We start from the raw sequence: 24,899 nt of genomic DNA, 5'->3' as shown, positions 1-24,899 counted from the left end.
ATGATGCCGAGAATGCCGTACACCATCGTGTAACCCAACGCGATGATGGCGTACACACTGCCGAGCACCAGCCCGTTGAGGATCTGCTGGACGAAAATATCCATTTAAAGCTCCTTGGCCCATGCTGCCGGAGGACGTTGCGCCCCGCGGGTAAGCGAGGAATCGCGCCTTCTCGGCGACACTGCGGGTACTAGTCGATACCGGTAAGGGTGGATCGCCCCGGCGCGCGCCGCCCGGCCTGTACGGCCGGACCTGCCGCCGGAACGGATACAGAAACGACACCGCACTGTTCCGGTGCCATCATGAGTCCCGTCGCTAAATCGTCACGACATCGAGGACGGTGTACTTGGCCTCCTTGAAGTCGTAGGGCAGCGTGCCGCAACGGCCGGTGTCCGGTTGCCCGAACGCCATGCCTTTTTCCGTCCGGGCCGGGGCGAACCCCGTGTCCGGGCAGATCAGGTTCCGCGCCGCGTCGCCCGCGGGCTCGACCACCTTGACGGCGCACATGCCGATGTCGCCAAGGGTTTGCGCTCCGATGCCGGACGCCGTCGCCTGCGGTGCAAGCGGGCCGTCCGCCGCCGCCCGCGCGGCGCCCGAACCGGCATCGCGAAGGTGGCGCCCGACTTTCGTCAGGACTGCGTCGGAATCCGTGAAACGAAGCAGACCGCCCGCCGCGACGCGATGGGTCGCGGCGACACGCTGTTTCGTCGAATCGAAATGAAAGGGAATCAGTGACATCTGCACGTCGCCTGCGTTGCCCCGAAACCCGGGCGCCCGCCGTGCGGCGCGCCCTGCTGCTGCCGCATCATGGCCGGCGGCTCGTTGTCGGGCAATCAGCTTGCCCGTCGCCCGGTCGATGGCAGCGCCGCCGGCGCGTGCTGCCCGCCGTGCCGAATGCATGCCGATCTTCGGGCCCTGCGCGTTGAATTCCTCGATCGCCAAACGTGCCCCGTTGTCCTTGTCACTGTCCGATTGCGCAATGCGGCACACCGACCGCGCCGCACGACCGGGTCCGGCAGCGCGCACGTCGCTGGCCGCCGGTACTGCGGGTGCCGCAGTCTCCCTGCCCGCCTCGTCGTCGCTCTTTTTGCTACAGCCGGCAAGCATTGCAACCGGTGCGGCGACGGACATGGCGTCAGCCAACTTCACATGCATCGAGTAGGTCTCCCGCGCCTTGCCAAAACCCGATTTCAAAGCCATTCCGGCCTGAAAACGGGCGCATTGTAACTCCATTTATAGGCCGCCAATAATCCTGATTCGATGGGGTTTTCCTGCATTGCAACCAATTTTGAGAAGCGGCTACGCGCAGCGATAGCAACCGGGTTGCACCATTGCTGTGAACAATGGTTGCATCTCGTTTTCGCGACGCAAAAAAAAGCGCGCCGGGAGGCGCGCTTCGGGGGTATCGCAGGTGCGATGCGGCAATCAGGCGGCGGGCGGCAGGTTGAGCCCGCGCGGCAGCGGAAACGACACGTTTTCCTCGATGCCGTCGAGGGCGCGGACATTGCGCACGCCGAGCTCGCGCAGCCGCGCGATCACGGCCTGGGCGAGCACTTCCGGCGCCGATGCGCCGGCCGTCACGCCGATGCGGCGCTTGCCCGCGACCCAGGCCGGATCGATCTGGTCGGGTGCGTCGACCATGTACGCGGCCACGCCGCGCTTCTCGGCCACTTCGCGCAGGCGGCTCGAATTCGAGCTGTTCGGGCTGCCGACGACGATCACGACGTCGCACTGCGGCGCCATGAACTTCACCGCATCCTGGCGGTTCTGCGTCGCGTAGCAGATGTCCTGCTTCTTCGGCTCGCGGATCTTCGGATACTTCGCCTTCAGCGCGCCGATAATCTCGGCCGCGTCGTCGACGGACAGCGTCGTCTGCGTGACGAGCGCGATGCGCTCGGGATCGGCGAGTGCGAGCTTCTGCACGTCCTCGACGCTTTCGACGAGATGCATGCCGCGCTCGACCTGCCCCATCGTGCCTTCGACTTCCGGGTGGCCCTTGTGGCCGATCATCACGATGTCGACGCCGTCCTGGCGCATCTTCGCCACTTCGACGTGCACCTTCGTGACGAGCGGGCAGGTTGCGTCGTAAATACGCAACCCGCGCACGTCCGCCTCGTCGCGCACGGCCTTCGACACGCCGTGCGCGCTGAAGATCACGGTGTTGCCGGCCGGCACTTCCTCGAGTTCCTCGACGAAGATCGCGCCTTTCTTCTTCAGATCCTCGACCACGTACTTGTTGTGGACGATCTCGTGACGGACGTAGATCGGCGCACCGTGCATCGCGATCGCGCGCTCGACGATCTCGATTGCGCGATCGACCCCGGCGCAGAAGCCGCGCGGCTGGGCCAGCAGGATTTCGGCATCGGCGGCGACGGTCTGCCCGGACAGCGTATCGGTGGTGCTCATGATTACAGGATTCCGATGATTTTCACTTCGAACGTGAGCGCTTGGCCCGCGAGCGGATGATTGAAGTCGAACAGCGCCGAGGTTTCGCTGACTTCCTTCAGCACCCCTGCATAGCGGCCGCCGTCCGGCGCGTTGAATTCGATCAGCTCGCCCGGCGTGAAATCGTCGCCGACCATCCCGTTCTCGCGCAGCGTCGACAGCGTCACGCGCTGGAGCATGTCGGGATTGCGGGGACCGAACCCCTGCTCGGGCGTTAGCTGAAAAGTCGAATGGTCACCGACCCTGAGCCCGAGCAGAATCTGTTCCAGCGAGGGCGCCAGTTGCCCGGCGCCGAGCAGCAGCGTGGCGGGCTTGTCGGAGAAGGTGTTGACGATATCGGCGCCGTCGGCCAGTGCCAGCCGGTAATGCAGCGTGACATGGGAACCGGGCTTCACTTCGGATAGATCGATGATGCTCATGAATGACTCGTGTTCGTCGGCGCCCGAACTGGCCGAAAGGCCCGGCGCAAAACCAATATTGTAAGTCACCTGAGCGCGCAAGGCTGAAAGTGCGACGACGTCGCGCACACGGCCGCCGCCAATGGAGTTTCGATCATGCCGTCATCCTCTCTCGCCGTCGTGCCGGCCGAATGCCGCGACACCGCCGACCCACCGGCCGCTGCGCCGGGCCGCGTCGTCCCGATCCACCTGCGCAAGCGCCGCCCGGCCGACTGGCGCCCCGAGCGGCCGCGCGAACGGCTGCTGGAGCGCGGGCCCGCCGCGCTGACCGACGACGAGCTGATCGCGCTGCTGCTCGGCACGGGCAAGCCCGGGCATGATGTGTTCGTCACCGCCCGCGCGCTGGTCAGGCAGTTCGGCACGTTGCGCGGCCTGCTCGAGGCGACCTCCGGCGACTTCGAGATGCACCCCGGCATCGGTCCCGCGCGCTCCGCACGGCTCGTCGCGGTCACCGAGATCGCGCGGCGCATGCTGGAGGAGAAGGCGCACGCGCGCCTGCAGATCGATTCGCCCGGCGCCGTCGAGGATTGCCTGCGGCTGAAGATCGGCTCGCGCCCGCACGAAGTATTCATTGCGGTGTACCTCGACGCCCGCAACGGCCTGATCGACATGGAGGAAATCACGCGCGGCTCGCTGACGCGCATGGCCGTCTATCCGCGCGAGGTCGTGCGCCGCGCGCTGCAGCAGAACGCCGCAGCGCTGATCGTCGCGCACAATCATCCGTCGGGCGCGGTCCAGCCGAGCGCGGAGGACCGCCGCCTGACGCGGGTGCTGAAAGACGCGCTCGAACTCGTCGACGTGCGGCTGCTCGATCACGTCGTCGTCGGCACCAGCGATACATTTTCGTTCGCGCGCGCCGGTTGGCTGTAGACTGTGGCCCGGCGACCCGCCCCACGGGCGCCGCAACGACGATGCGAAATTGGGTTTGATTTTTCTGAACTTTTTCTGCTAGAATCGTCGTCTGTCTTTTTTCCAACCAGTTCTAGCCATCGAAGGGCCTTGTCTTTACAGGCTTCGGCGTTCTGAGTGCAGCCATGGATCACGTGGCAGTACGATGGAACCTTCATCGGCGATCGAACCCCGAATTTAGCGTATTAGGAGTGCTCTCATGGCACGCGTATGCCAAGTAACTGGGAAAGCGCCGATGAGCGGCAACAACGTTTCCCACGCCAACAACAAGACGAAGCGCCGCTTCCTGCCGAACCTGCAAAACCGCCGGTTCTGGGTGGAGAGCGAAAACCGCTGGGTGCGCCTGCGCGTCTCGAACGCCGGCCTGCGCCTGATCGACAAGAACGGCATCGATTCCGTGCTCGCTGACCTGCGCGCACGCGGCGAAGCCTAAGCCCAAGGAGCACAATCATGGCAAAAGGCGCACGCGACAAGATCAAGCTTGAGTCGACCGCTGGTACGGGTCACTTCTACACGACCACGAAGAACAAGCGCAACATGCCGGAAAAGATGGCGATCAAGAAGTTCGATCCCGTCGTCCGCAAGCATGTGGAATACAAAGAAACCAAGATCAAGTAATCTCCGGTTTCTGCCAGCCTGACGGCGACCGAAAAGCCCCGCACATGCGGGGCTTTTTGTTTTGCGCGGTTTCGCGCGCACGCTCGGGCCCGACGCGGTATGCTCTCCCCTTTCCGCGGCCAAGGTCGACGGAACGCACAAGATCTAAAGCGTAACGATGGAGATGCAGCATGAAATTCGACGTGGCGATCGTCGGCAGCGGCCTGGCAGGGCTGTCGGTCGCACTCAACCTGGCCAGCACGCGACGTGTCGCGCTGATCGCGAAACGTTCGATGATGGAGGGGGCAAGCGATAACGCGCAAGGCGGCATCGCGGCCGTCCTCGATTCGGCGGACAGCATCGAGAACCACGTCGACGACACGCTGGTCGCCGGCGGCGGGCTGTGCGACGAAGGCGCGACGCGCTACATCGTCGAGCATGGCCGCGAAGCGATCGAATGGCTGATCTCCCAGGGCGTGCCGTTCACGAAGGACGATGCGGCCGAACTTGGTTTCCACCTGACGCGCGAAGGCGGCCACAGCCACCGCCGAATCATCCACGCGGCCGACGCGACCGGCCATGCGGTGCTCGCGACGCTGTCCGACCGCGCACGCCAGCATCCGAACATCACGTTCTTCGAAAACCACCATGCGATCGACCTGATCACGTCGGACCGGCTCGGGCTGCCCGGGCGCCGCTGTCACGGGCTGTATGCGCTCGACGTCGACAACGACCGCACGATCACGATCGAGGCGCCGCACACGGTGCTCGCGACCGGCGGCGCCGGCAAGGTCTACCTGTACACGACGAACCCCGACACCGCGACCGGCGACGGCATCGCGATGGCGTGGCGCGCGGGCTGCCGCGTGTCGAACATGGAATTCATCCAGTTCCACCCGACCTGCCTGTTCCATCCGTATGCGAAGTCGTTCCTGATTTCGGAGGCCGTGCGCGGCGAAGGCGGCCTGCTCAAGCTACCGGACGGCACGCGCTTCATGCCCGCACACGATCCGCGCGCGGAACTCGCGCCGCGCGACATCGTCGCGCGCGCGATCGACTTCGAGATCAAGAAGCGCGGGATCGACTGCGTGTATCTCGACATCAGCCACCAGCCGGAAGCGTTCCTGCGCGAGCACTTCCCGACGATCCATGCGCGCTGCCTCGAATTCGGCATCGACATCGCGAAGCAGCCGATTCCGGTCGTGCCGGCCGCGCACTACACGTGCGGCGGCGTCGTCACCGATCTCGCGGGGCGCACCGATCTCGCGGGCCTGTATGCGGTCGGCGAGACGTCGTACACGGGGCTGCACGGCGCGAACCGGCTCGCGAGCAATTCGCTGCTCGAATGCCTCGTGATCGGCCGCGCGGCGGCCGAGGCGATCGAAGCGGCCGGCTTCGACGCTGCAACGCCGGCCAAGCTGCCCGCATGGGACGAAAGCCGCGTGTCGGATGCGGACGAGGAAGTCGTCGTCGCGCACAACTGGGACGAACTGCGCCGGCTGATGTGGAACTATGTCGGCATCGTGCGCACCGACAAGCGTCTCGAGCGCGCGAAGCACCGCTTGTCGCTGCTGCGCGACGAGATCCACGAGTACTACGCGAACTTCCGCGTGACGCGCGACCTGCTCGAGCTGCGCAATCTCGTCGACGTCGCGACGCTGATCGTGAAGAGCGCGTACTCGCGCCGGGAAAGCCGTGGGCTGCACTACAGCCGCGACTGGCCGCACACGCTGCCGAAGGCGCTGCCGAGCGTGCTCACGCCCCGCTCGCGCCGCTGACCGGTACGCCCTTCCCGGCTGCCGCCGCACAAAAAAAGCCGCTGGCGTCATGCGCGCCAGCGGCTTTTTTCGTCAGACGGTATGTCGCGCGGTCAGTCGACGATCCGCATCGAGTAGTCGGTCGCGCGCACGTCCTTCGTCAGCGCGCCGATCGAGATACGGTCGACGCCCGTCTCCGCGAACGTGCGCACCGTATCGAAATTGACGCCGCCCGACACTTCGAGCACGGCCTTGCCGGACGCGATGCGCACTGCCTCGCGCATCATGTCGAGCGTGAAGTTGTCGAGCAGCACCGACTGCGCGCCATGCGCGAGCGCCGTGTCGAGCTGCGCGAGCGTCTCGACTTCGACTTGCACCGGCACGCCCGATTCGAGCGCGAACGCCGCATCGAGCGCTTCGCCGACACCGCCGGCAGCCGCGATATGGTTTTCCTTGATCAGGATGCCGTCGTACAGCGCCAGACGCTGGTTCTCGCCGCCGCCGACCCGCACCGCGTACTTCTGCGCGAGCCGCAGGCCCGGCAGCGTCTTGCGCGTATCGAGGATCTTCGTGCGCGTGCCTTCGACGCGATCGACGTAACGACGCGTCGCGCTCGCGACGCCCGACAGCAGCTGCAGGAAGTTCAGTCCGTTGCGCTCGGCCGTCAACAGCGCGCGCGCCGGCCCTTCGAGTTCGCAGACGGTCGAATCCGGCGCCATCCGGTCGCCTTCGCGATAGCGCCACTGCACGACGATCGACGGATCGATTCGCGCGATGACGGCCTCGAACCACGGCACGCCGCACAACACGGCTTCCTCGCGCACGATGATGCGCGCACGGCGCCGCTCGCCGGCCGGCACGAGCCGCCCGGTCTGGTCGCCGGTGCCGACGTCTTCGGCGATCGCATCGGCGACGTTGCGCGCGATCGCTTCGTCGAACGCCGCGCCGTATTGTGCGCGGACGGCTTCGAACAGCGGAGAGACTGCGCCGGTCATGCAGCCCCCACGTTCGCGAACAGTTGCTGATCGCGCTGCAGATCGCCGCTCGCTTGCACGCGCTTCTTGTGCGCCGCGGCGAAATCGAGCATCCGGTCGATCGGCAGACGCGCGCGCGCGCCGATCGCCGGATCGACGAAGATCTCGTTGTGACCGCGCTCGAGCACGTCGGCGAGGTTCGCGAGGCCGTTCATCGCCATCCACGGGCAATACGCGCAGCTCTTGCAGGTCGCGCTGTTGCCGGCCGTGGGCGCGGCGATGAAGGTCTTGCCGGGCGCCGCGAGCTGCATCTTGTGCAGGATGCCGAGGTCGGTCGCGACGATGAAGTGCGTCGCGTCGAGCTTCACGGCGGCATCGATCAGCTGCGTCGTCGAGCCGACGACGTCCGCCTGCGCGACGACGTTTTCCGGCGACTCCGGATGCACGAGCACCTTCGCGTCCGGATATTCGGCACGCAGCAGGTCGAGCTCGATGCCCTTGAATTCGTCGTGGACGAGGCACGAACCCTGCCACAGCAGCATGTCCGCGCCGGTTTTCTTCTGGATGTAGCTGCCGAGATGGCGATCCGGTGCCCAGATGATCTTCTCGCCCCGCGCGTGCAGGTCCGCGACGATTTCGAGGCCGATCGACGACGTGACCATCCAGTCCGCGCGGGCCTTCACGGCGGCGCTGGTGTTCGCGTAGACGACGACGGTGCGGTCGGGATGCGCATCGCAGAACGCGGAGAATTCGTCGACCGGGCAACCAAGATCGAGCGAGCAGGTCGCGTCGAGATCGGGCATCAGTACGCGTTTGCCGGGGCTCAGGATCTTCGCGGTTTCGCCCATGAAGCGTACGCCGGCGACGACGAGCGTCTGCGCGTCGTGGTCGCGGCCGAAACGGGCCATTTCGAGCGAATCGGCGACGCAGCCGCCGGTTTCGTCCGCCAGTTCCTGCAGCTCGGCATCCACGTAGTAGTGAGCGACGAGCACGGCCTTTTCACGTGCGAGCAGCGCCTTGATGCGCGCCTTCAGTGCGGCGCGTTCTTCGGCAGACGGCGCCTCGGGCACTTTGGCCCACGCCTGGCCTACCCCACAGACGGTTCCCGCCGAGACCGGCCGGTCGTACTCGACGGGTTTGATCGTCGATTGCATCTCCATATCTCCTGTCGACCCGAGTTAGCGCTTTAGCGCTTACTCGGGTCCCATGCTTCGCGGTCGACCCGAGTTAGCGCTTTAGCGCTTACTCGGGTCCCATGCTTCGCGGTCGGCCAGAGTTAGCGCTTTAGCGCTTACTCGGCCCCATGCTTCGCGGTCGGCCCGAGTTGGCACTTTAGCGCTTTTGCTCCAGCGCCATCCCTGCGCTCGCTCCGGGGCGCCACGTCAGCGCTGCCCCGAGCCTCATACGAATTCCGGCGCTTCCGGTCGCCCTTCGAAAACCGGCCGCCCAAATGAAAAAACCCCGCCAACGCGGGGTTTGTGACGTCCTGAGATTCTAATCGATTTCGAATCAGGCGTAGCGACGCAGGCGCGTCGCGAATTCCTGCAGCGCCTTGATGCCGCTTTGTTCCGCGCGATGGCACCAATCCTGCAATTGCGCGAGCAGCTGTTCGCGCGAAGCGGTCGAGCGATCCCAGATCGCGGCCAGATCCTGGCGCAGCTGGAAGTACGTGTGCAGCTTCTGGCTGTTCGCGAAGATCTCCGGCAGCAGCTTCTTCTGCGGTTCGTCGAGGCCGTCGGCGTCCTTGTGGAACCACTTGCGCGCGCCGCGCATCAGCTGGTACTTCTCGCTCGAACCGAGTTCCTTCAGGTGCGCGAGCTCCTGGCGATAGGCACGCTTCACGGCCTTGCCGTAGCGCGCCATCACTTCGTAGCGGTTCGACAGCACGGCCTGCAGCGTTTCCTGGTCGAGCACCGTCTTCGGCTTGTTCAGGCGCGGCGTCGGTGCAACCTTCTTCACCTTCGCGAGACCGAATGCCGACATGATGCGGATGTACATCCAGCCGATGTCGAACTCGTACCACTTGTTCGACAGCTTCGCCGACGTCGCGAACGTGTGGTGGTTGTTGTGCAGCTCTTCGCCGCCGATCACGATGCCCCACGGGAACAGGTTCGTGCTCGCATCGGCCGAGTTGAAGTTGCGGTAGCCCCAGAAATGGCCGAAGCCGTTCACGACACCCGCGGCCCAGAACGGAATCCAGACCATCTGCACGGCCCACACGGTCAGGCCGAGCACGCCGAACAGCGCGACGTCGATCACCATCATCAGGCTCACGCCAAGGATCGGGTACTTCGAGTACACGTTGCGCTCGATCCAGTCATTCGGCGTGCCGTGGCTGAACTTGCGCATCGTTTCTTCGTTCTTCGCTTCCGCGCGATACAGCTCGGCGCCTTCGAGGAACACCTTCCAGATGCCGCGCGTCTGCGGGCTGTGCGGATCTTCCTCGGTTTCGCACTTCGCGTGGTGCTTGCGATGGATCGCGGCCCACTGGCCCGTCAGCATGCCGGTCGTCATCCACAGCCAGGCGCGGAAGAAGTGACTCGCGATCGGGTGCAGCTCCAGCGCGCGGTGCGCCTGGCAGCGATGCAGGTAGACCGTCACGCCGATGATCGTGACGTGCGTGACGGCAAGCGCGAACAGCGCGACCTGCCACCACGAAAAGCGCAGGAGCCCGTGGGAAAGAAAATCGAGCAGGGAATTCAACAAGGCAGTTACCTGTGGTGAGAGCGATGCCGGCGCAGGCCGACGTCATAAAAATGAAAGCATACCGCGTGTAGACCGGAATTTTACTTCAACCGTTCCAAGTCTTTGTAAAAAATGAATATTCTCTTGTCTTGACGCAACGCAAACAGTCCATCGGCGGACCGGGAAAGGCGCGCGATCCGGTTCTGGCCGCGGGCCCGCCCGATTCGCGCCGTCGGCCGCATCTACGCGGCCGACGCCCGCCCGTCCACCGATCGGCCATCGGCCACGGGCATGCCCTCGGCGATCACGCCGGTCGCTGCGAACCCCTCCGGCAAACCGACCACGCGCACTTCGCGCTGCGGGAACGGAATCGAGATCCCGTGCTCGCCGAACAGCCGCCAGATGTTGCGGTTCACCGACGAACGCACGCCCGACGTGCCCTTCGCCGCATCCTCGATCCAGAAGCCGAGCTCCAGGTCGATCCCGTCCGCGCCGAAGCCGACCAGATACGGCGTCGGCGCCGGCTCAGCGAGCACGCGCGGCACGCCCTTCGCGGCTTCCGCGAGCACCGCGAGCGCCTGCTCGACGTCGCTGGTATAAGCAATCTGCACGGCGACCTTCGCGTAGCCGCGCGTCAGGTACGACGACTGGTTCTGCACGACGTCGGTGATCAGCTTCTCGTTCGGGATCAGCGTCTCGTTGCCGTCGAGGCCGCGCACGACCGTATAGCGCGTGCGGATCTGCGTGACGACGCCCTGGAGCCCGCCGACGCTGATCGCGTCGCCGAGCCGCAGCGAACGGTCGAGCAGGATGATGAAGCCCGACACGTAGTTGCTGGCGATCTTCTGCAGCCCGAAGCCGAGGCCGACACCGACCGCGCCGCCGAACACGCCGAGCACCGTCACGTCGATGCCGACGAGCGACAGCCCGATCAGGATCGCCGCGAACACGAGCAGCGCGCGGCCGATCCGCGACATCACGACCTTCAGGTTCGCGTCGAGCGTGGTGGCGCGCGCGAGGCGCTCCTCGAGCACCGAGCCGAGCCACATCGCGACCATCAGCGTCACGCACACCCATAGCGCGCCGGAGATCACCGACAGCAGCGTGAGGTGCGCATTCGCGACGCGGAACTGCACGCTGTCGAGCCACGCGATCACGTCGCGTTGGATCCCGAGCACCGTCAGCACCATCGCCGCCCACACGATCACCGACACGATCTTCTCGACGATCGACAGCCACGCATGCGTGTGGCCGTCGCGGGCGAACACGCGCCGCGCGAAGAAGAACAGCACGTAGATCAGCCCGATGCCGAACAGCGGCACGAGCGCGAGCGACAGCAGCGACGTCGACATGAACGGGTCGAACCCGAGCTGCGCGGCCAGCACGAACAACCCGCCGAACAGCGGGAACAGCGCGCGCTTCAGGCTCTGCGCCCCGGCGCCCGGCATCCGGCCGGTGGCGCGCCGGCGCGCGTCGATGCGGCCGTGCACGACGCGCGCGGCCACCCATGCGAAACACAGCGCGCCGACGAGGATCGCCGCCTGCCAGATCATCACCGGCTGGTTGAAGTCGCGGATCACCGACGCGAGCCGGTGCGACAGCAGGCGGTTCTGCAGATTCTCCATCGTCCGTGCGCCCCGCCGTTACTGCGCGGCGCGCCGTTCCAGCACCGCGGCGAAGAAGCCGTCGGTCGCATGGCGGTGCGGCCACAGCGACAGGTAGTCGCCGGTCTCGAGTTCGATGCGCTGGTCGGCCAGCACCTTCTGTGCGGGCACCAGCACGAAGTCCGGATGGTCGGCGAGGAACTGCTCGACGATCGCCTCGTTTTCCGCGTCGAGCACGCTGCAGGTCGCGTACACGAGCCGGCCGCCCTTCTTCACGAGACGCGCGGCGCTCGCGAGGATCGACGCCTGCTTCGGCGTGAGTTCCTCGATCGACGTCCGCGTCTGGCGCCACTTGAGGTCGGGGTTGCGGCGCAGCGTGCCGAGGCCGCTGCACGGCGCATCGACCAGCACGCGGTCGATCTTGCCCGCGAGCCGCTTGATCTTCGCGTCGTGCTCGCTGTCGATCAGCACCGGGTTCACGTTCGACAGCCCGCTGCGCGCGAGGCGCGGCTTCAGCTTCGTGAGGCGCTTTTCCGACACGTCGAACGCATAAAGGCGCCCGGTCGAGCGCATCATCGCGCCGAGCGCGAGCGTCTTGCCGCCGGCGCCCGCGCAGAAATCGACGACCATCTCGCCGCGGCGCGGCGCGACCAGCGAGCACAGCAGCTGGCTGCCTTCGTCCTGCACCTCGATCTGGCCTTCCTCGAACAGCTTCAGACGCGTGAGCGCCGGCTTGCCGACGACGCGCACGCCTTGCGGCGCGAACGGCGTCTCGCCCGCGTCGATGCCGTTCGCGCGCAGCGCGTCGATCACCTGGTCGCGCGTCGCCTTCTGCGCGTTGGCGCGCAGGTCGAGCGGCGCCGGGTAGTTCAGCGCGGCGGCGAGCTGCGCGAGTTCCTCCGCGTCGAAACGGGCGGACAGCGCCTGGTAGATCCAGTCGGGCAGGTTGGTGCGCACGCGCACCGGCAGGCTCGCCGGATCGATCTTCGACACGTGCTCGAGCCACGCGGCCTCGGTGTCCGACACGAACGGCTTCAGCGCATTGCGGCCGAGCGTCTGCATCAGGCCGAGCAGCGTCAGGCGCCGCGCGGGGCTGCCCGTGCCGCTCTCGGCGAGGTGCGAGAACTCCATCTTGCGGCGCAGCACCGCGAACACCGCCTCGGCGATCACGCCGCGCTCGGCGTGGCCGAGCTTCGGGTGCGCACGGAAGAACCGGCTCGTCGTCGCGTCGGCGGGGCCGGTGAACTTCAGCACCTCGGCCAGCAAGGTCTCGGTCTGGCCAATCAGGAATCCGTGCAGCTTCATACGCCCTCGCTCGTTTCGGTATGCGGTTGATCCGCGAAAATCCAGCGCGCCTCTTCCGGCGCGACCACTGCCCTGCCGTTCTCGAGGCGCAGGCGCCCCTCGACGAACCAGCGGACCGCACGCGGATACAGCACGTGCTCGACCGTCAGCACGCGCTGCGCGAGCGCGGCCGCGTCGTCGCCCGCGCGCACGGGCACCGCGCCCTGCGCGACGATCGCACCGCTGTCGAGTTCGGGAATCACGAAATGCACGCTCGCGCCATGCAGCGCGACGCCGGCATCCAGCGCCTGCTGGTGCGTGTGGATGCCCTTGAAGCTCGGCAGCAGCGACGGGTGGATGTTCAGCAGCCGGCCTTCATATCGTCTGACGAAATCGGGCGTAAGGATGCGCATGAAGCCGGCAAGCACGACGAGATCGGGCGCGAAGCGGTCGATCTCGGCGGCGAGCGCCGCGTCGAAGCTGTCGCGGCCGTCGAACGAACGATGGTCGACCACCGCGGTCGCCACCCCGTGCGACGCGGCAAAAGCCAGGCCGGCCGCGTCGGGCCGGTTGGCGATCACGGCGGCGACCTCGGCCGGCCAGCGTTCCTGCGCGCACGCGCGGACGATGGCCTCCATGTTGCTGCCGCGACCGGAAATCAGGATCACGAGTTTTTTCATCCGCGAATTTTACCATTCGCCCCCGCGTTTCCCCCCTTCTCGGCCGCCGGGCCGCCCGAACGTTTATAATCTTCTGCTTTGCGGCATCCCACCGCCCATTCCCCGACGCTGCATCCGCTATCGTGAAAGTCTTCCGCGGCCTGCCCAACGCCGAGAGCCGCGCGCCGTGCGCGCTGACGATCGGCAACTTCGACGGTGTCCATCGCGGCCACCAGGCCCTGCTCGCGCGCGTGCGCGCGGCAGCGGACGCGCGCGGCCTGCCCGTGTGCGTGATGACCTTCGAGCCGCACCCGCGGGAATTCTTCAACCCGGCCGGCGCGCCGCCGCGCATCGCGATGCTGCGCGACAAGCTGGAAGCGCTGCGCGAGCACGGGGTCGACCGCGTCGTCGTCGAGCACTTCAACCATACGTTCGCAAGCCAGTCGCCGCAGGCGTTCGTCGAGCGCACGCTGGTGAACGGGCTGCACACGCGCTGGATGATGGTCGGCGACGATTTCTGCTACGGCGCGAAGCGCGCGGGCACCTTCGACACGCTGAAGGCGGCCGGCGAGCAGTACGGCTTCGAGGTCGAGCAGATGGGCACGGTCGCCGGCAGCGACGGCACGCGCATCTCCAGCTCGGGTGTGCGCGCCGCGCTCGCGGCGGGCGATCTCGACGCGGCCGCGCAGGCACTCGGCCACGGTTACGCGATCAGCGGCCACGTCGCGCACGGGCTGAAGCTCGGCCGCGACCTCGGCTTCCCGACCCTGAACCTGCCGATCGCGCACAAGCGGCCGGCGCTCGCGGGCATCTTCGTCGTGCAGGTGCACGGCCTGGGCCCCGCCCCGCTGCCGGGCGTCGCGAGCCTCGGGCTGCGCCCGACCGTCGACGATTCCGGCCGCGTGCTGCTCGAAGTCCACCTGCTCGACTGGCACGGCGACGCGTACGGCAAACTCATCCGCGTCGAATTCCTGAAGAAGCTGCGCGACGAGGCGAAGTTCGACGATCTCGAGGCGCTGTCGCGCGCGATCGCGCTGGACGTCGCGAATGCACGTGCGTACTTCGTCGAGCGCGACCGCGCGCCGGGCAGCCGCACGACCGGCTTCTCGACCTCGGCGACCGACCGAATTAGCTGATCCGGCCGGCGGCGCCCCGCGCCGCACCCTCGCGCCGCCGACCCGCGCGCATCCCCGATTCACGACGCACGAGCGTCCCCCGATTTAGATAGCGATCCCATCATGAGCAACAAGAAAGCCGATTCGAAACCGCAGGCCAAGTATCCGGTCAACCTGCTCGACACGCCGTTCCCGATGCGCGGCGACCTGCCCAAGCGCGAGCCGCAGTGGGTCAAGGAATGGGAAGAGCGCGGCATCTACGAGAAGATCCGCGCGGCCAGCCAGGGCCGGCCGAAGTTCATCCTGCACGACGGCCCCCCGTATGCGAACGGCGACATCCACCTCGGTCACGCGGTCAACAAGATCCTGAAGGACATCGTCGTCAAGTCGCGCAACATGGCCGGCTTCGACGCGCCGTACGTGCCGGGCTGGGATTGCCACGGGATGCCGATCGAGATCCAGATCGAGAAGCAGTTCGGCAAGTCGCTGCCGGCGGCCGAAGTGATGAGCAAGGCGCGCGCGTACGCGACCGAGCAGATCGAGAAGCAGAAGGTCGGCTTCAAGCGTCTCGGCGTGCTCGGCGACTGGGCGAACCCGTACAAGACGATGAACTTCGTCAACGAGGCGGAAGAAATCCGCGCGCTCGGCAAGATCATCGAGAAGGGCTACGTGTATCGCGGGCTGAAGCCGGTGAACTGGTGCTTCGACTGCGGCTCGGCACTCGCCGAGGCGGAAGTCGAGTACAAGGATCGCACCGACCCGACGATCGACGTGATGTTCGCGTTCGCGGAACCGGAAAAGACCGCGCAGGCGTTCGGCCTGCCGGCACTGCCGCGCGCCGAGGGCGGCATCGTGATCTGGACCACCACGCCGTGGACGATCCCCGCGAACCAGGCGCTGAACCTCCATCCGGAAATCGTCTACGCGCTGGTCGACACCGAGCGCGGGCTGCTGATCATCGCGGAAGAGCGTGTCGAAGCCTGCATGACCGACTTCAAGCTGACCGGCCGCGTCGTCGCGACCGCGCCGGGCGTGAAGCTCGCCAACCTGCGCTTTCACCACCCGCTCGCATCGGCCCACCCCGGCTACAAGCGCACCGCGCCCGTCTACCTCGGCGACTACGTGACGACCGACACCGGTACCGGCGTCGTGCACTCGTCGCCCGCCTACGGCATCGAGGACTTCCAGTCGTGCAAGGCGCACGGGATGACCGACTCGGACATCATCAACCCGGTGATGGGCGACGGCCGCTACATCGAATCGCTGCCGCTGTTCGGCGGCCTGTCGATCTGGGACGCGAACCCGAAGGTCGTCGACGCGCTGCGCGAGGCCGGCTCGCTGCTGCGCAGCGAGCACTACAAGCACAGCTACATGCACTGCTGGCGTCACAAGACGGCGATCATCTACCGTGCGACGTCGCAGTGGTTCGCCGGCATGGACGTGACGCCGCGCGACGGCGGCAAGACGCTGCGCGAAACCGCGCTCGAAGGGATCGACGCCACCGCGTTCTACCCGTCGTGGGGCAAGCAGCGCCTGTTCAGCATGATCGCGAACCGTCCCGACTGGACGCTGTCGCGCCAGCGCCAATGGGGCGTGCCGATGGCGTTCTTCGTGCACAAGGAAACCGGCGAGCTGCATCCGCGCACGCTCGAACTGCTCGAGGAAGTCGCGAAGCGTGTCGAGCAGTCGGGCATCGAGGCGTGGCAGACGCTCGATCCGCGCGAGCTGATCGGCGACGACGCGAACCTGTACGAAAAGAACCGCGACACGCTCGACGTGTGGTTCGACTCGGGCACGACGCACTGGCACGTGCTGCGCGGCTCGCACAAGGATCAGCTGCAGTTCCCGGCCGACCTGTACCTCGAAGGCTCGGACCAGCACCGCGGCTGGTTCCACTCGTCGCTCTTGACCGCATCGATGATCGACGGCCGCGCGCCGTACAAGGGCCTGCTCACGCACGGCTTCACGGTCGACGGCGAAGGCCGCAAGATGAGCAAGTCGCTCGGCAACGGCATCGACCCGCATGAAGTCGCGAACCGTCTCGGCGCGGAAATCATCCGGCTGTGGATCGCGTCGACCGACTACTCGGGCGAACTCGCGATCTCCGAGGAAATCCTGAAGCGCGTGACCGAAGGCTATCGCCGCATCCGCAACACGCTGCGCTTCCTGCTCGCGAACCTGTCGGACTTCGACTTCGCGCAGCACGCGGTGCCGGTCGACGAATGGCTCGAGATCGACCGCTACGCGGTCGCGTTCTCCGCGCAACTGCAGACGGAACTGCTCGGCCACTACGAGAAGTACGAATTCCACCCGGTCGTCGCGAAGCTGCAGACGTACTGCTCGGAAGACCTCGGCGGCTTCTACCTCGACGTGCTGAAGGACCGCCTGTACACGAGCGCGGCCGATTCGCGCGCACGCCGCTCCGCGCAGACCGCGCTGTACCACCTCACGCACGGGCTGCTGCGCGTGCTCGCGCCGTTCCTGTCGTTCACCGCGGAAGAAGCGTGGAAGGTGTTCCAGCCGGCCAGCGACACCGTGTTCACGGAAACCTACTACGCGTATCCGGAAGTCGCCGGCGCGGCCGCGCTGATCGAGAAGTGGGCGCTGCTGCGCGACGTGCGCGGCAACGTGACGAAGGCGCTCGAGGAAGCCCGCACCGCGAACCGCATCGGCTCGTCGCTGCAGGCCGAAGTGGCCGTGCATGCGAGCGGCGCGCGCTACGACGCGCTGACGAGCCTCGGCGACGACCTGAAGTTCGTGCTGATCACGTCGGCGGCAACGGTCGTGAAGGTCGACGACGAAGCGCAGGAAAGCGTCGACGTGGCCGCGTCCAAATACCAGAAGTGCGAACGCTGCTGGCACTACCGCGAGGACGTCGGCGCGCACGCCGATCATCCGACGCTGTGCGGCCGCTGCTTCTCGAACCTGTTTGAAAACGGCGAAATCCGGAGCGCTGCGTAAATATGGCGAAAACCCTGTCGAAACCGGCCAGCGGCGCGCTCGCGCCCTGGCTCGGCATTTCGCTGATCGTGATCCTGTTCGACCAGCTGTCGAAGATCGCGATCCTGAAAACGTTCGCGTACGGCGCGCAGCATGCGCTGACGTCGTTCTTCAACCTCGTGCTGGTGTACAACCGCGGCGCCGCGTTCGGCTTCCTGTCGACCGCGAGCGGCTGGCAGCGCTGGGCGTTCACCGCGCTCGGCGTCGGCGCGACGCTCGTGATCTGCTTCCTGCTGAAGCGCCACGGCCAGCAGCGGCTGTTCAGCGTGTCGCTCGCGCTGATCCTCGGCGGCGCGCTCGGCAACGTGATCGACCGGTTGATCTACGGCCACGTGATCGACTTTCTCGATTTCCACCTCGGCGACTGGCACTTCCCGGCGTTCAACCTCGCCGATTCCGCGATCACGATCGGCGCGGTGCTGTTGATCTACGACGAACTGCGTCGCGTGCGCGGCTCGCGCTGAGCGCGCATACTCGGTGGCCACGGCCGGCTTCGCGCCGGCCGTTCCGTTTGACCCTTGGAGGCCTGAGTTGGCACACGCAGAACTCGCAGGAAAACACCTCGTTCTCGGCCTGACGGGCGGCATCGCCTGCTACAAGATCGCCGAGCTCACCCGGCTGCTGACGAAGGCAGGCGCGACCGTGCAGGTCGCGATGACCGAAGCCGCCACGCAGTTCATCACGCCCGTCACGATGCAGGCGCTGTCCGGCCGGCCCGTCTACATGAGCCAGTGGGACGCGCGCATCGGCAACAACATGGCGCACATCGACCTGTCGCGCGAAGCCGACGCGATCGTGATCGCGCCCGCGTCGACGGACTTCCTCGCGAAGCTCGCGCACGGGTTCGCGGACGACCTGCTGTCGACGCTGTGCGTCGCGCGCGACTGTCCGCTGCTCGTCGTGCCCGCGATGAACCGCCAGATGTGGCAGAACCCGGCCACGCAACGCAATGCCGCGCAACTGCGCGCCGACGGCGTGTCGGTGCTCGGCCCCGATTCGGGCGCGCAGGCGTGCGGCGAAGTCGGCGACGGCCGCATGCTCGAGCCGGAGGCGATCTATGAGGCGATCGTCTCGCACTTCGCGCCGAAGGTGCTCGCGCACCGCCGCGTGCTGATCACGGCCGGCCCGACGTTCGAGCCGCTCGATCCGGTGCGCGGCCTCACGAACCGCTCGAGCGGCAAGATGGGCTTCGCGCTCGCGCGCGCCGCGCAGCAGGCCGGCGCCGACGTGCATCTCGTCGCGGGGCCGGTCGCGCTCGACACGCCGTGGGGCGTGTACCGCCAGGACGTGCAGACCGCGCAGCAGATGTACGACGCGGTGATGCAGGCGGTAGCCGACGCCGACATCTTCATCGCGGTGGCCGCGGTCGCCGACTGGCGCGTCGATCAGCCGGCCGAGCACAAGATGAAGAAGACGGCCGACCGCAAGATGCCGGCGCTCGCGTTCGTCGAGAATCCGGACATCCTCGCGTCGGTCGCGGCGCTACCCGATCCGCCGTATTGCGTCGGCTTCGCGGCCGAAAGCGGCGACCTCGACGTGCACGGCGACGAGAAGCGCAAGCGCAAGAACGTGCCGCTCCTGGTCGGCAACCTCGGCCCGCTGACGTTCGGCCGCGACGACAACGAAGTCGTGCTGTTCGAGGCAGCCGGCCTCACGCGCCTGCCGCGCGCGCCGAAGGACGAACTCGCGCACGTGCTCGTCGCGGAAATCGCGAAGCGCCTGCCGGACAACCGCCTGATCTGATTACCCGCGCGGCGGCCCGCGCCGCCGCGCCCTTCCCGACCGATTCGACGACCGCATGAAACTCGACCTGAAGATTCTCGACGCGCGCATGCGCGACTACCTGCCCGCCTACGCGACCACCGGCAGCGCGGGCCTCGACCTGCGCGCGTGTCTCGACGCGCCCGTCACGCTGCAGCCGGGCGAAACGACGCTGGTTCCGACGGGCCTCGCGATCCATCTCGAAGACCCCGGCTACGCAGCGCTGATCCTGCCGCGCTCGGGCCTCGGCCACAAGCACGGGATCGTGCTCGGCAACCTCGTCGGCCTAATCGATTCCGACTACCAGGGCCAGCTGATGGTGTCGACGTGGAACCGCGGCCAGACCGAGTTTGTGCTGAACCCGTTCGAGCGGCTCGCGCAACTCGTGATCGTGCCGGTCGTGCAGGCGCAGTTCAACATCGTCGACGACTTCGCGCAAAGCGATCGCGGCGAAGGCGGCTTCGGCAGCACCGGCCGTCACTGAACGGCGCAACGCAAAAAGGGGCCTCGCGGCCCCTTTCCTTTTTCCGATTCGGTGCGACTGCGCTCACCGCTCGGCCGTCTGCGCGATCCGCGCGGGTACGAGTTCGCGGCGCCGCGCCTGCGCGATGCTCGCGTAGATCACCAGCGCGACCAGCACGCCGAGCAGCACCGCCGACGAGCCGACCGTGCCGAGCGCGAGTCCCCCCTTGGCGACCGGTTTCGTCAGCAGGTCGCCGACCGTCGCCCCGAACGGACGCGTGAGCACGAACGCCGCCCAGAACAGCAGCACGCCGGAAATGCGCGTGAAGTAGTGCGCGAGCACGATCGCCGCGAGCAGCCCGCCGATCAGCAGCGCGCCGCCGCCAAAGCCGAGGCCCGAGCTGTCCGCGAGGAAATCGCCGAGCGCGGTGCCGAGCGTGTTCGAGAACAGGATCGCGATCCAGTACAGCAGCTCGACCTTGCGCGTGCGGATCAGGTCGACCGACAGCGATTCGCCGCTCAGGCGCCACACCGTGAAGATCGCCAGCAGGATCGCGACGAGAATCGACGAGCCGGCCGCATAGCCGAGGCCGAGCGTGCGGTCCATGAAGTCTGACATCGTCGTGCCCGCCGTGCTCGTCGCGACGATCACGGCCCAGTAGATCGCCGGGCGATATTGCGTCGTCCTGAGCTGCGCGCCGAGCGTGACGAGAAAGAAACCGAACAGCAGGATCGAGCTCACCGCATAGCCGACGTTCAGCGTCATCGAGAGCAGGTCGCCGCCGGTTTCGCCGAGCGTCGTCGCGCAGATCTTCATGATCCAGAACGCGAGCGTGATTTCGGGAAGTTTGTTCATTCGAACCCCTTTTACAGATGGCGCCGGGCTGGCGTGCGCCGGCCCGGATCGCGGACAGGTTCGAATGTAATCGCCGCCGGCTTAACGGAACCTTAGCGCGGCGGGCGTTGCGATGCCGCGCGGGCCGCAGCCCCGCGGCGGGAACGCACGCGTCAGCGCGCGTGCTGGTGCCGATAGTGCAGCGCGTACGCGAGCGTCAGCAGCACGACGAACACGACGCCGACCACCATCGTCATCCGGAATTCGCGCGTGAACGCGGTCGTCAGCAGGATCGCGCCGACGAGCCCGGCACCGAGCAGGCTGCCGAACGGGTGTCCCCACATCCGGAACGCGAGCGCCGGGCCGCGGTACCGCGCGCGAAAGCGCAGATGCGTGACGAAGATCATCATCCACGTGAACAGCGCGCCGAACATCGCGATCGCCATCATCACGGTAAACGCGGTGTCGGGCGACAGCGCGACCAGCACGGCCGCGACCGCGACGCCGCTGGTCGAGATCCACAGCGCCGCGCGCGGCACGCCGTTGCTGCCGAGCCGGCCGAACACCGCCGGCGCGAGCCGCGCGCGCGACAGGCTGAACATCATCCGCGTCGTCACGTAGAGCTGGCTGTTCATCGCCGACAGCGCCGCGATCAGCAGCACGAAGTTGATCACGCCGGCCGCATACGGCACGTGCGTCGCGGCCATCACCTTCACGAACGGGCTTTCGTCGGTGCCGGCCTGGGTCCAGGGCACGATCGCGAGCATCAGCGACAGCGTCAGCAGGTAGAACAGCACGAGCCGGAACACCGTCGAGCGGAACGCACGCGTGACCGCGTGCTGCGGATCGCGCGCCTCGCCGGCCGCGATCGCGACCGCCTCGATGCTCATGTAGCTGAAGATCGCGACGATCACCGCGACCCAGGTGCCCCACGGCCCTTTCGGCATGAAGCCGCCATGCGCGGTGTAGTTCGCGAAGCCGATGCCGGAAGCCGCCGGCGCCGACCACACGAGATACGCGCCGAGCACGATGAACACGACGATCGCCGCGATCTTCAGCAGCGAGAATGCGTATTCGACCGAGCCGTACAGCGTGACGCTCGCCAGGTTCACCGCGATCAGCAGCGCGGAGAAGCCGATCACCCAATACCAGCCGGGCACGGCCGGAAACCAGTACTTCATGAAGACGGCGATCGCGCTGATCTCGGTGCCGATCGCGAACACTACCGCGAACCAGTATGCATAGCGCACGAGAAAGCCCGCGAGCGGGCCGACGTAGTGCTCGGCATACGCGCCGAACGAACCGGCCGTCGGATGCGCGACCGTCATTTCCGCGAGCGCGCCCATCAGCAGCAGCGCGATCAGCGCGCCGATCGCGTACGAAACCAGCACGCTCGGGCCGGCGAGCCCGATCGCGAACCCGCTGCCGAGGAACAGCCCCGTGCCGATCGCGCCGCCGATCGCGATCATCGCCATCTGCCCGGACGTCAGCGCATGGCGCAAGCCTTGTTCGCGCGCGACGATGTTGTCGAACGATCGTTGTTGTTGTGTCACTGCGTTACCACTCCCCTGCACCGCCATCGCGCCACCGGCGCCAGATAAAACGAAACGGCGCGGAGAACTTCCCGCGCCGTTCGCATGAACCACGAATTATCGCTTACTCGACTTCGACCGCCTCTTCGTTCGGCTTGTGCGGCGGATTCGCCAGCTTGTCGAACGACAACTGCACCTTGTCGTTTTCGTCCACGTCGACCGTCACATGGCCGCCATTGACGAGCTTGCCGAACAGCAGCTCGTCGGCCAGCGCGCGACGGATCGTGTCCTGGATCAGCCGCTGCATCGGCCGCGCCCCCATCAGCGGGTCGAAGCCGTGCTTCGCGAGATGCTTGCGCAACGCGTCGGTGAAGAGCGCGTCGACCTTCTTCTCGTGCAGCTGCTCCTCGAGCTGGATCAGGAACTTGTCGACCACGCGCATGATGATTTCCTCATCGAGCGAGCGGAAGCTGATGATCGCGTCCAGACGGTTGCGGAACTCCGGCGTGAACAGGCGCTTGATGTCGGTCATCTCGTCGCCCGTTTCGCGGCGCGTCGTGAAGCCGATCGTCGCCTTCTGCATCGACTCGGCGCCCGCGTTCGTCGTCATGATGATGATGACGTTGCGGAAATCCGCCTTGCGGCCGTTGTTGTCCGTCAGCGTGCCGTGGTCCATCACCTGCAGCAGCACGTTGAAGATGTCCGGATGCGCCTTCTCGATCTCGTCGAGCAGCAGCACGCAGTGCGGCTTCTTCGTGACGGCTTCGGTCAGCAAGCCGCCCTGGTCGAACCCGACGTAGCCCGGCGGCGCGCCGATCAGCCGGCTCACCGCGTGACGCTCCATGTATTCCGACATGTCGAAGCGGATCAGCTCGATGCCGAGCGTGAACGCGAGCTGGCGCGCCACTTCGGTCTTGCCGACGCCGGTCGGGCCGGAGAACAGGAACGCGCCGATCGGCTTGTCCATCTTGCCGAGGCCCGCGCGCGCCATCTTGATCGACGCGGCGAGCGCGTCGATCGCCGGATCCTGGCCGAACACGACGCTCTTCAGGTCGCGATCGAGCGTCTGCAGCTTGCTGCGATCGTCCTGCGACACGCTCTGCGCCGGCACGCGCGCGATCTTCGAGATGATTTCCTCGATCTCGCTCTTGCCGATCGTCTTCTTCTGCTTCGACTTCGGCAGGATGCGCTGCGCGGCACCCGCTTCGTCGATCACGTCGATCGCCTTGTCCGGCAGGTGACGGTCGGTGATGAAGCGCGCCGACAGTTCGGCCGCGGCCGACAGCGCGCCCGACGAATACTTGACGCCGTGATGCTCCTCGAAGCGCGACTTCAGCCCGCGCAGGATCGCGACCGTCTGCTCGACGGTCGGCTCCGTCACGTCGACCTTCTGGAAGCGCCGCGACAGCGCCGCGTCCTTCTCGAAGATGCCGCGATACTCGGTGAACGTGGTCGCGCCGATGCACTTGAGCGTGCCCGACGACAGCGCCGGCTTCAGCAGGTTCGACGCGTCGAGCGTGCCGCCCGATGCGGCGCCCGCGCCGATCAGCGTGTGGATTTCGTCGATGAACAGGATCGCGTGCGGCCGTTCCTTCAGCTCCTTCAGCACCGTCTTCAGACGCTGCTCGAAGTCGCCGCGATACTTGGTGCCCGCAAGCAGCGCGCCCATGTCGAGCGAATACACCTGCGCGTTCGCGAGGATATCCGGCACTTCGCCGCGCGTGATGCGATAGGCGAGCCCTTCCGCGATCGCGGTCTTGCCGACGCCGGCCTCGCCGACGAGCAGCGGATTGTTCTTGCGACGGCGGCACAGCACCTGCACGACGCGCTCGACCTCGGGCTCGCGGCCGATCAGCGGATCGATGCGGCCGTCCTTCGCCATCTGGTTCAGGTTCTGCGTGAACTGCGCGAGCGGGGTTTCCTTCTGCGCATTCGCGTCTTCGCTTTCCGCGTTCGCGTCGGACGACTTCGCGGCTTCGCCGCCGTTCGTCTTCGCGATGCCGTGCGAAATGAAGTTCACGACGTCCAGGCGCGTGACGCCCTGCTGCTGCAGGTAGTAGACCGCGTGCGAATCCTTCTCGCCGAAGATCGCGACCAGCACGTTCGCGCCGGTCACTTCCTTCTTGCCGTTCGACGTCGACTGGACGTGCATGATCGCGCGCTGGATCACGCGCTGGAAACCGAGCGTCGGCTGGGTATCGACATCGTCGGTGCCCGGGACGGTAGGTGTGTTGTCGTGGATGAAATTGCGCAGGTTCTGACGCAAGTCCTCGATGTTGGCCGCACACGCGCGCAACACCTCGGCTGCCGTCGGATTATCCAGCAGGGCCAGCAGCAGATGCTCGACCGTAATGAACTCATGGCGCGCCTGGCGTGCTTCCATGAACGCCATGTGCAGGCTGACTTCCAATTCCTGGGCAATCATGCTTCCTCCATCACGCACTGCAGCGGATGCCCGGCCTGCCGCGCATGGGTAACGACTTGCTCAACCTTGGTCGACGCGATGTCCCGCGTATAGACCCCACAAACCCCTCGCCCTTCGCGATGGACCTTCAGCATGATCTGCGTGGCCGTCTCGCGATCCTTCTTGAAATACTCCTGTACGACCATCACGACGAACTCCATCGGCGTGAAGTCGTCGTTCAGCAGCACCACCTTGTACATCGAAGGCGGCTTGAGCTTCTGCTGCTTGCGTTCCAGGACGGTGCTGTCCTGCTTGTCCGGGATAATCGCCATACACCCATTCTAAACAACTCGGACAGGCCCGCAATCCTGCCGTTACCCGACCGACCGGCCGGTGCCCTCCCTGGTTCCCGACGACC

Annotated in this window: 22 protein-coding genes and 1 pseudogene; 9 read left to right on the top strand and 14 right to left on the bottom strand. The window is 66.5% G+C overall.

The annotated features are described in order from the left end of the window. The 4 genes and pseudogenes from DIE12_RS35600 to DIE12_RS35585 form a co-directional block, all read right to left on the bottom strand. Positions 1–104, bottom strand: a pseudogene (locus DIE12_RS35600) (branched-chain amino acid ABC transporter permease); the annotation flags it as partial. 211 nt (positions 105–315) lie between these two features. Further along, positions 316–1,155 carry a branched-chain amino acid ABC transporter gene (locus DIE12_RS35595; protein WP_124523877.1) on the bottom strand — a complete coding sequence of 280 codons (840 nt, stop codon included), beginning with the start codon at positions 1,153–1,155 and terminating at the stop codon, positions 316–318. Positions 1,156–1,425: 270 nt separating this feature from the next. Continuing rightward, complete coding sequence (gene ispH / locus DIE12_RS35590) at positions 1,426–2,406, bottom strand: 4-hydroxy-3-methylbut-2-enyl diphosphate reductase (RefSeq protein ID WP_044845600.1); 981 nt, start codon at positions 2,404–2,406, stop codon at positions 1,426–1,428. Between the two features lie 2 nt (positions 2,407–2,408). Beyond that, positions 2,409–2,864 carry a peptidylprolyl isomerase gene (locus tag DIE12_RS35585; protein WP_044845599.1) on the bottom strand — a complete coding sequence of 152 codons (456 nt, stop codon included), beginning with the start codon at positions 2,862–2,864 and terminating at the stop codon, positions 2,409–2,411. 135 nt (positions 2,865–2,999) lie between these two features. On the opposite strand from DIE12_RS35585, the gene radC reads away from it, so the two are divergent. The 4 genes from radC (at position 3,000) to nadB (ending at position 6,187) form a co-directional block, all read left to right on the top strand. Further along, positions 3,000–3,773 (top strand): RadC family protein, encoded by a 774-nt coding sequence (radC, locus tag DIE12_RS35580; protein ID WP_124486995.1) that lies wholly within the window; start codon positions 3,000–3,002, stop codon positions 3,771–3,773. A 238-nt stretch (positions 3,774–4,011) separates the two neighbouring features. After that, a complete protein-coding gene (gene rpmB / locus DIE12_RS35575; RefSeq protein WP_004186391.1) occupies positions 4,012–4,245 on the top strand; it encodes a 50S ribosomal protein L28 in 234 nt (77 codons plus the stop codon). A gap of 17 nt (positions 4,246–4,262) precedes the next feature. After that, positions 4,263–4,430, top strand: a complete 168-nt coding sequence (rpmG, locus tag DIE12_RS35570) for a 50S ribosomal protein L33 (protein WP_006478046.1) — start codon at positions 4,263–4,265, stop codon at positions 4,428–4,430. Between the two features lie 170 nt (positions 4,431–4,600). Continuing rightward, positions 4,601–6,187, top strand: a complete 1,587-nt coding sequence (nadB, locus tag DIE12_RS35565) for an L-aspartate oxidase (RefSeq protein ID WP_044845597.1) — start codon at positions 4,601–4,603, stop codon at positions 6,185–6,187. A gap of 92 nt (positions 6,188–6,279) precedes the next feature. Here the strand turns inward: nadB and nadC are convergent, their stop codons facing one another. The 6 genes from nadC to purN all read right to left on the bottom strand — a co-directional run bounded on the left by nadC (position 6,280) and on the right by purN (position 13,393). Further along, entirely contained in the window at positions 6,280–7,161 is an 882-nt protein-coding gene (gene nadC, locus DIE12_RS35560) for a carboxylating nicotinate-nucleotide diphosphorylase (protein ID WP_124523875.1), read from the bottom strand. Continuing rightward, a complete protein-coding gene (gene nadA / locus DIE12_RS35555; RefSeq protein WP_124523873.1) occupies positions 7,158–8,294 on the bottom strand; it encodes a quinolinate synthase NadA in 1,137 nt (378 codons plus the stop codon). The genes nadC and nadA overlap by 4 nt, the downstream gene beginning before the upstream one ends. A gap of 355 nt (positions 8,295–8,649) precedes the next feature. Next, positions 8,650–9,846, bottom strand: coding sequence for an acyl-CoA desaturase (locus DIE12_RS35550; protein WP_124523871.1), 1,197 nt, complete (start codon positions 9,844–9,846; stop codon positions 8,650–8,652). A 221-nt stretch (positions 9,847–10,067) separates the two neighbouring features. Then, positions 10,068–11,450 carry a mechanosensitive ion channel family protein gene (locus tag DIE12_RS35545; RefSeq protein WP_124523869.1) on the bottom strand — a complete coding sequence of 461 codons (1,383 nt, stop codon included), beginning with the start codon at positions 11,448–11,450 and terminating at the stop codon, positions 10,068–10,070. An 18-nt stretch (positions 11,451–11,468) separates the two neighbouring features. Continuing rightward, positions 11,469–12,734 (bottom strand): RsmB/NOP family class I SAM-dependent RNA methyltransferase, encoded by a 1,266-nt coding sequence (locus DIE12_RS35540; protein ID WP_044845593.1) that lies wholly within the window; start codon positions 12,732–12,734, stop codon positions 11,469–11,471. Then, positions 12,731–13,393, bottom strand: a complete 663-nt coding sequence (gene purN / locus DIE12_RS35535) for a phosphoribosylglycinamide formyltransferase (protein WP_124486992.1) — start codon at positions 13,391–13,393, stop codon at positions 12,731–12,733. The genes DIE12_RS35540 and purN overlap by 4 nt, the downstream gene beginning before the upstream one ends. A gap of 122 nt (positions 13,394–13,515) precedes the next feature. Here purN and DIE12_RS35530 point away from each other — a divergent pair, with 122 nt between their 5' ends. The 5 genes from DIE12_RS35530 (at position 13,516) to dut (ending at position 19,732) form a co-directional block, all read left to right on the top strand. Then, a complete protein-coding gene (locus DIE12_RS35530) occupies positions 13,516–14,508 on the top strand; it encodes a bifunctional riboflavin kinase/FAD synthetase (protein WP_044845591.1) in 993 nt (330 codons plus the stop codon). 102 nt (positions 14,509–14,610) lie between these two features. Beyond that, the gene (gene ileS / locus DIE12_RS35525; RefSeq protein WP_124523867.1) at positions 14,611–17,448 is read left to right on the top strand and encodes an isoleucine--tRNA ligase; all 2,838 of its coding nucleotides are present in this window, start codon (positions 14,611–14,613) and stop codon (positions 17,446–17,448) included. A gap of 2 nt (positions 17,449–17,450) precedes the next feature. Continuing rightward, the gene (gene lspA, locus DIE12_RS35520; protein ID WP_124523865.1) at positions 17,451–17,951 is read left to right on the top strand and encodes a signal peptidase II; all 501 of its coding nucleotides are present in this window, start codon (positions 17,451–17,453) and stop codon (positions 17,949–17,951) included. Positions 17,952–18,018: 67 nt separating this feature from the next. Then, on the top strand, positions 18,019–19,230 hold the full coding sequence (gene coaBC, locus DIE12_RS35515; RefSeq protein ID WP_124486990.1) for a bifunctional phosphopantothenoylcysteine decarboxylase/phosphopantothenate--cysteine ligase CoaBC: 1,212 nt from the start codon (positions 18,019–18,021) through the stop codon (positions 19,228–19,230). Between the two features lie 55 nt (positions 19,231–19,285). Further along, entirely contained in the window at positions 19,286–19,732 is a 447-nt protein-coding gene (gene dut / locus DIE12_RS35510; RefSeq protein ID WP_124486989.1) for a dUTP diphosphatase, read from the top strand. A gap of 63 nt (positions 19,733–19,795) precedes the next feature. Here dut and DIE12_RS35505 read toward each other — a convergent pair whose 3' ends face one another. From DIE12_RS35505 to clpS, 4 genes are all read right to left on the bottom strand, one after another. Further along, positions 19,796–20,566: a membrane protein gene (locus DIE12_RS35505; protein WP_044845586.1), complete on the bottom strand. Its 771-nt coding sequence runs from the start codon at positions 20,564–20,566 to the stop codon at positions 19,796–19,798. A gap of 152 nt (positions 20,567–20,718) precedes the next feature. Beyond that, complete coding sequence (locus DIE12_RS35500; RefSeq protein WP_124486988.1) at positions 20,719–22,098, bottom strand: amino acid permease; 1,380 nt, start codon at positions 22,096–22,098, stop codon at positions 20,719–20,721. Positions 22,099–22,201: 103 nt separating this feature from the next. After that, on the bottom strand, positions 22,202–24,502 hold the full coding sequence (gene clpA, locus DIE12_RS35495) for an ATP-dependent Clp protease ATP-binding subunit ClpA (RefSeq protein ID WP_044845584.1): 2,301 nt from the start codon (positions 24,500–24,502) through the stop codon (positions 22,202–22,204). Continuing rightward, entirely contained in the window at positions 24,499–24,813 is a 315-nt protein-coding gene (gene clpS, locus DIE12_RS35490; protein WP_006398529.1) for an ATP-dependent Clp protease adapter ClpS, read from the bottom strand. The genes clpA and clpS overlap by 4 nt, the downstream gene beginning before the upstream one ends. Positions 24,814–24,899: the final 86 nt, after the last annotated feature.

Source organism: Burkholderia sp. Bp9015 (genome assembly GCF_003853505.1).
Lineage (GTDB): Bacteria > Pseudomonadota > Gammaproteobacteria > Burkholderiales > Burkholderiaceae > Burkholderia.
Note: the sequence above shows the minus strand (reverse complement) of the source record. Positions and strands in the feature narration are given on the sequence as shown.

Excerpts from the sequence above, each read along its gene's own strand:
- clpA (WP_044845584.1), bottom strand. The coding sequence starts at position 24,502 with ATGATTGCCCAGGAATTGGAAGTCAGCCTGCACATGGCGTTCATGGAA.
- rpmB (WP_004186391.1), top strand. The coding sequence starts at position 4,012 with ATGGCACGCGTATGCCAAGTAACTGGGAAAGCGCCGATGAGCGGCAAC.
- nadC (WP_124523875.1), bottom strand. The coding sequence starts at position 7,161 with ATGACCGGCGCAGTCTCTCCGCTGTTCGAAGCCGTCCGCGCACAATAC.
- DIE12_RS35585 (WP_044845599.1), bottom strand. The coding sequence starts at position 2,864 with ATGAGCATCATCGATCTATCCGAAGTGAAGCCCGGTTCCCATGTCACG.
- radC (WP_124486995.1), top strand. The coding sequence starts at position 3,000 with ATGCCGTCATCCTCTCTCGCCGTCGTGCCGGCCGAATGCCGCGACACC.
- nadA (WP_124523873.1), bottom strand. The coding sequence starts at position 8,294 with ATGCAATCGACGATCAAACCCGTCGAGTACGACCGGCCGGTCTCGGCG.
- dut (WP_124486989.1), top strand. The coding sequence starts at position 19,286 with ATGAAACTCGACCTGAAGATTCTCGACGCGCGCATGCGCGACTACCTG.
- nadB (WP_044845597.1), top strand. The coding sequence starts at position 4,601 with ATGAAATTCGACGTGGCGATCGTCGGCAGCGGCCTGGCAGGGCTGTCG.
- DIE12_RS35545 (WP_124523869.1), bottom strand. The coding sequence starts at position 11,450 with ATGGAGAATCTGCAGAACCGCCTGCTGTCGCACCGGCTCGCGTCGGTG.
- DIE12_RS35505 (WP_044845586.1), bottom strand. The coding sequence starts at position 20,566 with ATGAACAAACTTCCCGAAATCACGCTCGCGTTCTGGATCATGAAGATC.
- ispH (WP_044845600.1), bottom strand. The coding sequence starts at position 2,406 with ATGAGCACCACCGATACGCTGTCCGGGCAGACCGTCGCCGCCGATGCC.
- lspA (WP_124523865.1), top strand. The coding sequence starts at position 17,451 with ATGGCGAAAACCCTGTCGAAACCGGCCAGCGGCGCGCTCGCGCCCTGG.
- rpmG (WP_006478046.1), top strand. The coding sequence starts at position 4,263 with ATGGCAAAAGGCGCACGCGACAAGATCAAGCTTGAGTCGACCGCTGGT.
- DIE12_RS35595 (WP_124523877.1), bottom strand. The coding sequence starts at position 1,155 with ATGCATGTGAAGTTGGCTGACGCCATGTCCGTCGCCGCACCGGTTGCA.
- purN (WP_124486992.1), bottom strand. The coding sequence starts at position 13,393 with ATGAAAAAACTCGTGATCCTGATTTCCGGTCGCGGCAGCAACATGGAG.
- ileS (WP_124523867.1), top strand. The coding sequence starts at position 14,611 with ATGAGCAACAAGAAAGCCGATTCGAAACCGCAGGCCAAGTATCCGGTC.
- clpS (WP_006398529.1), bottom strand. The coding sequence starts at position 24,813 with ATGGCGATTATCCCGGACAAGCAGGACAGCACCGTCCTGGAACGCAAG.
- DIE12_RS35540 (WP_044845593.1), bottom strand. The coding sequence starts at position 12,734 with ATGAAGCTGCACGGATTCCTGATTGGCCAGACCGAGACCTTGCTGGCC.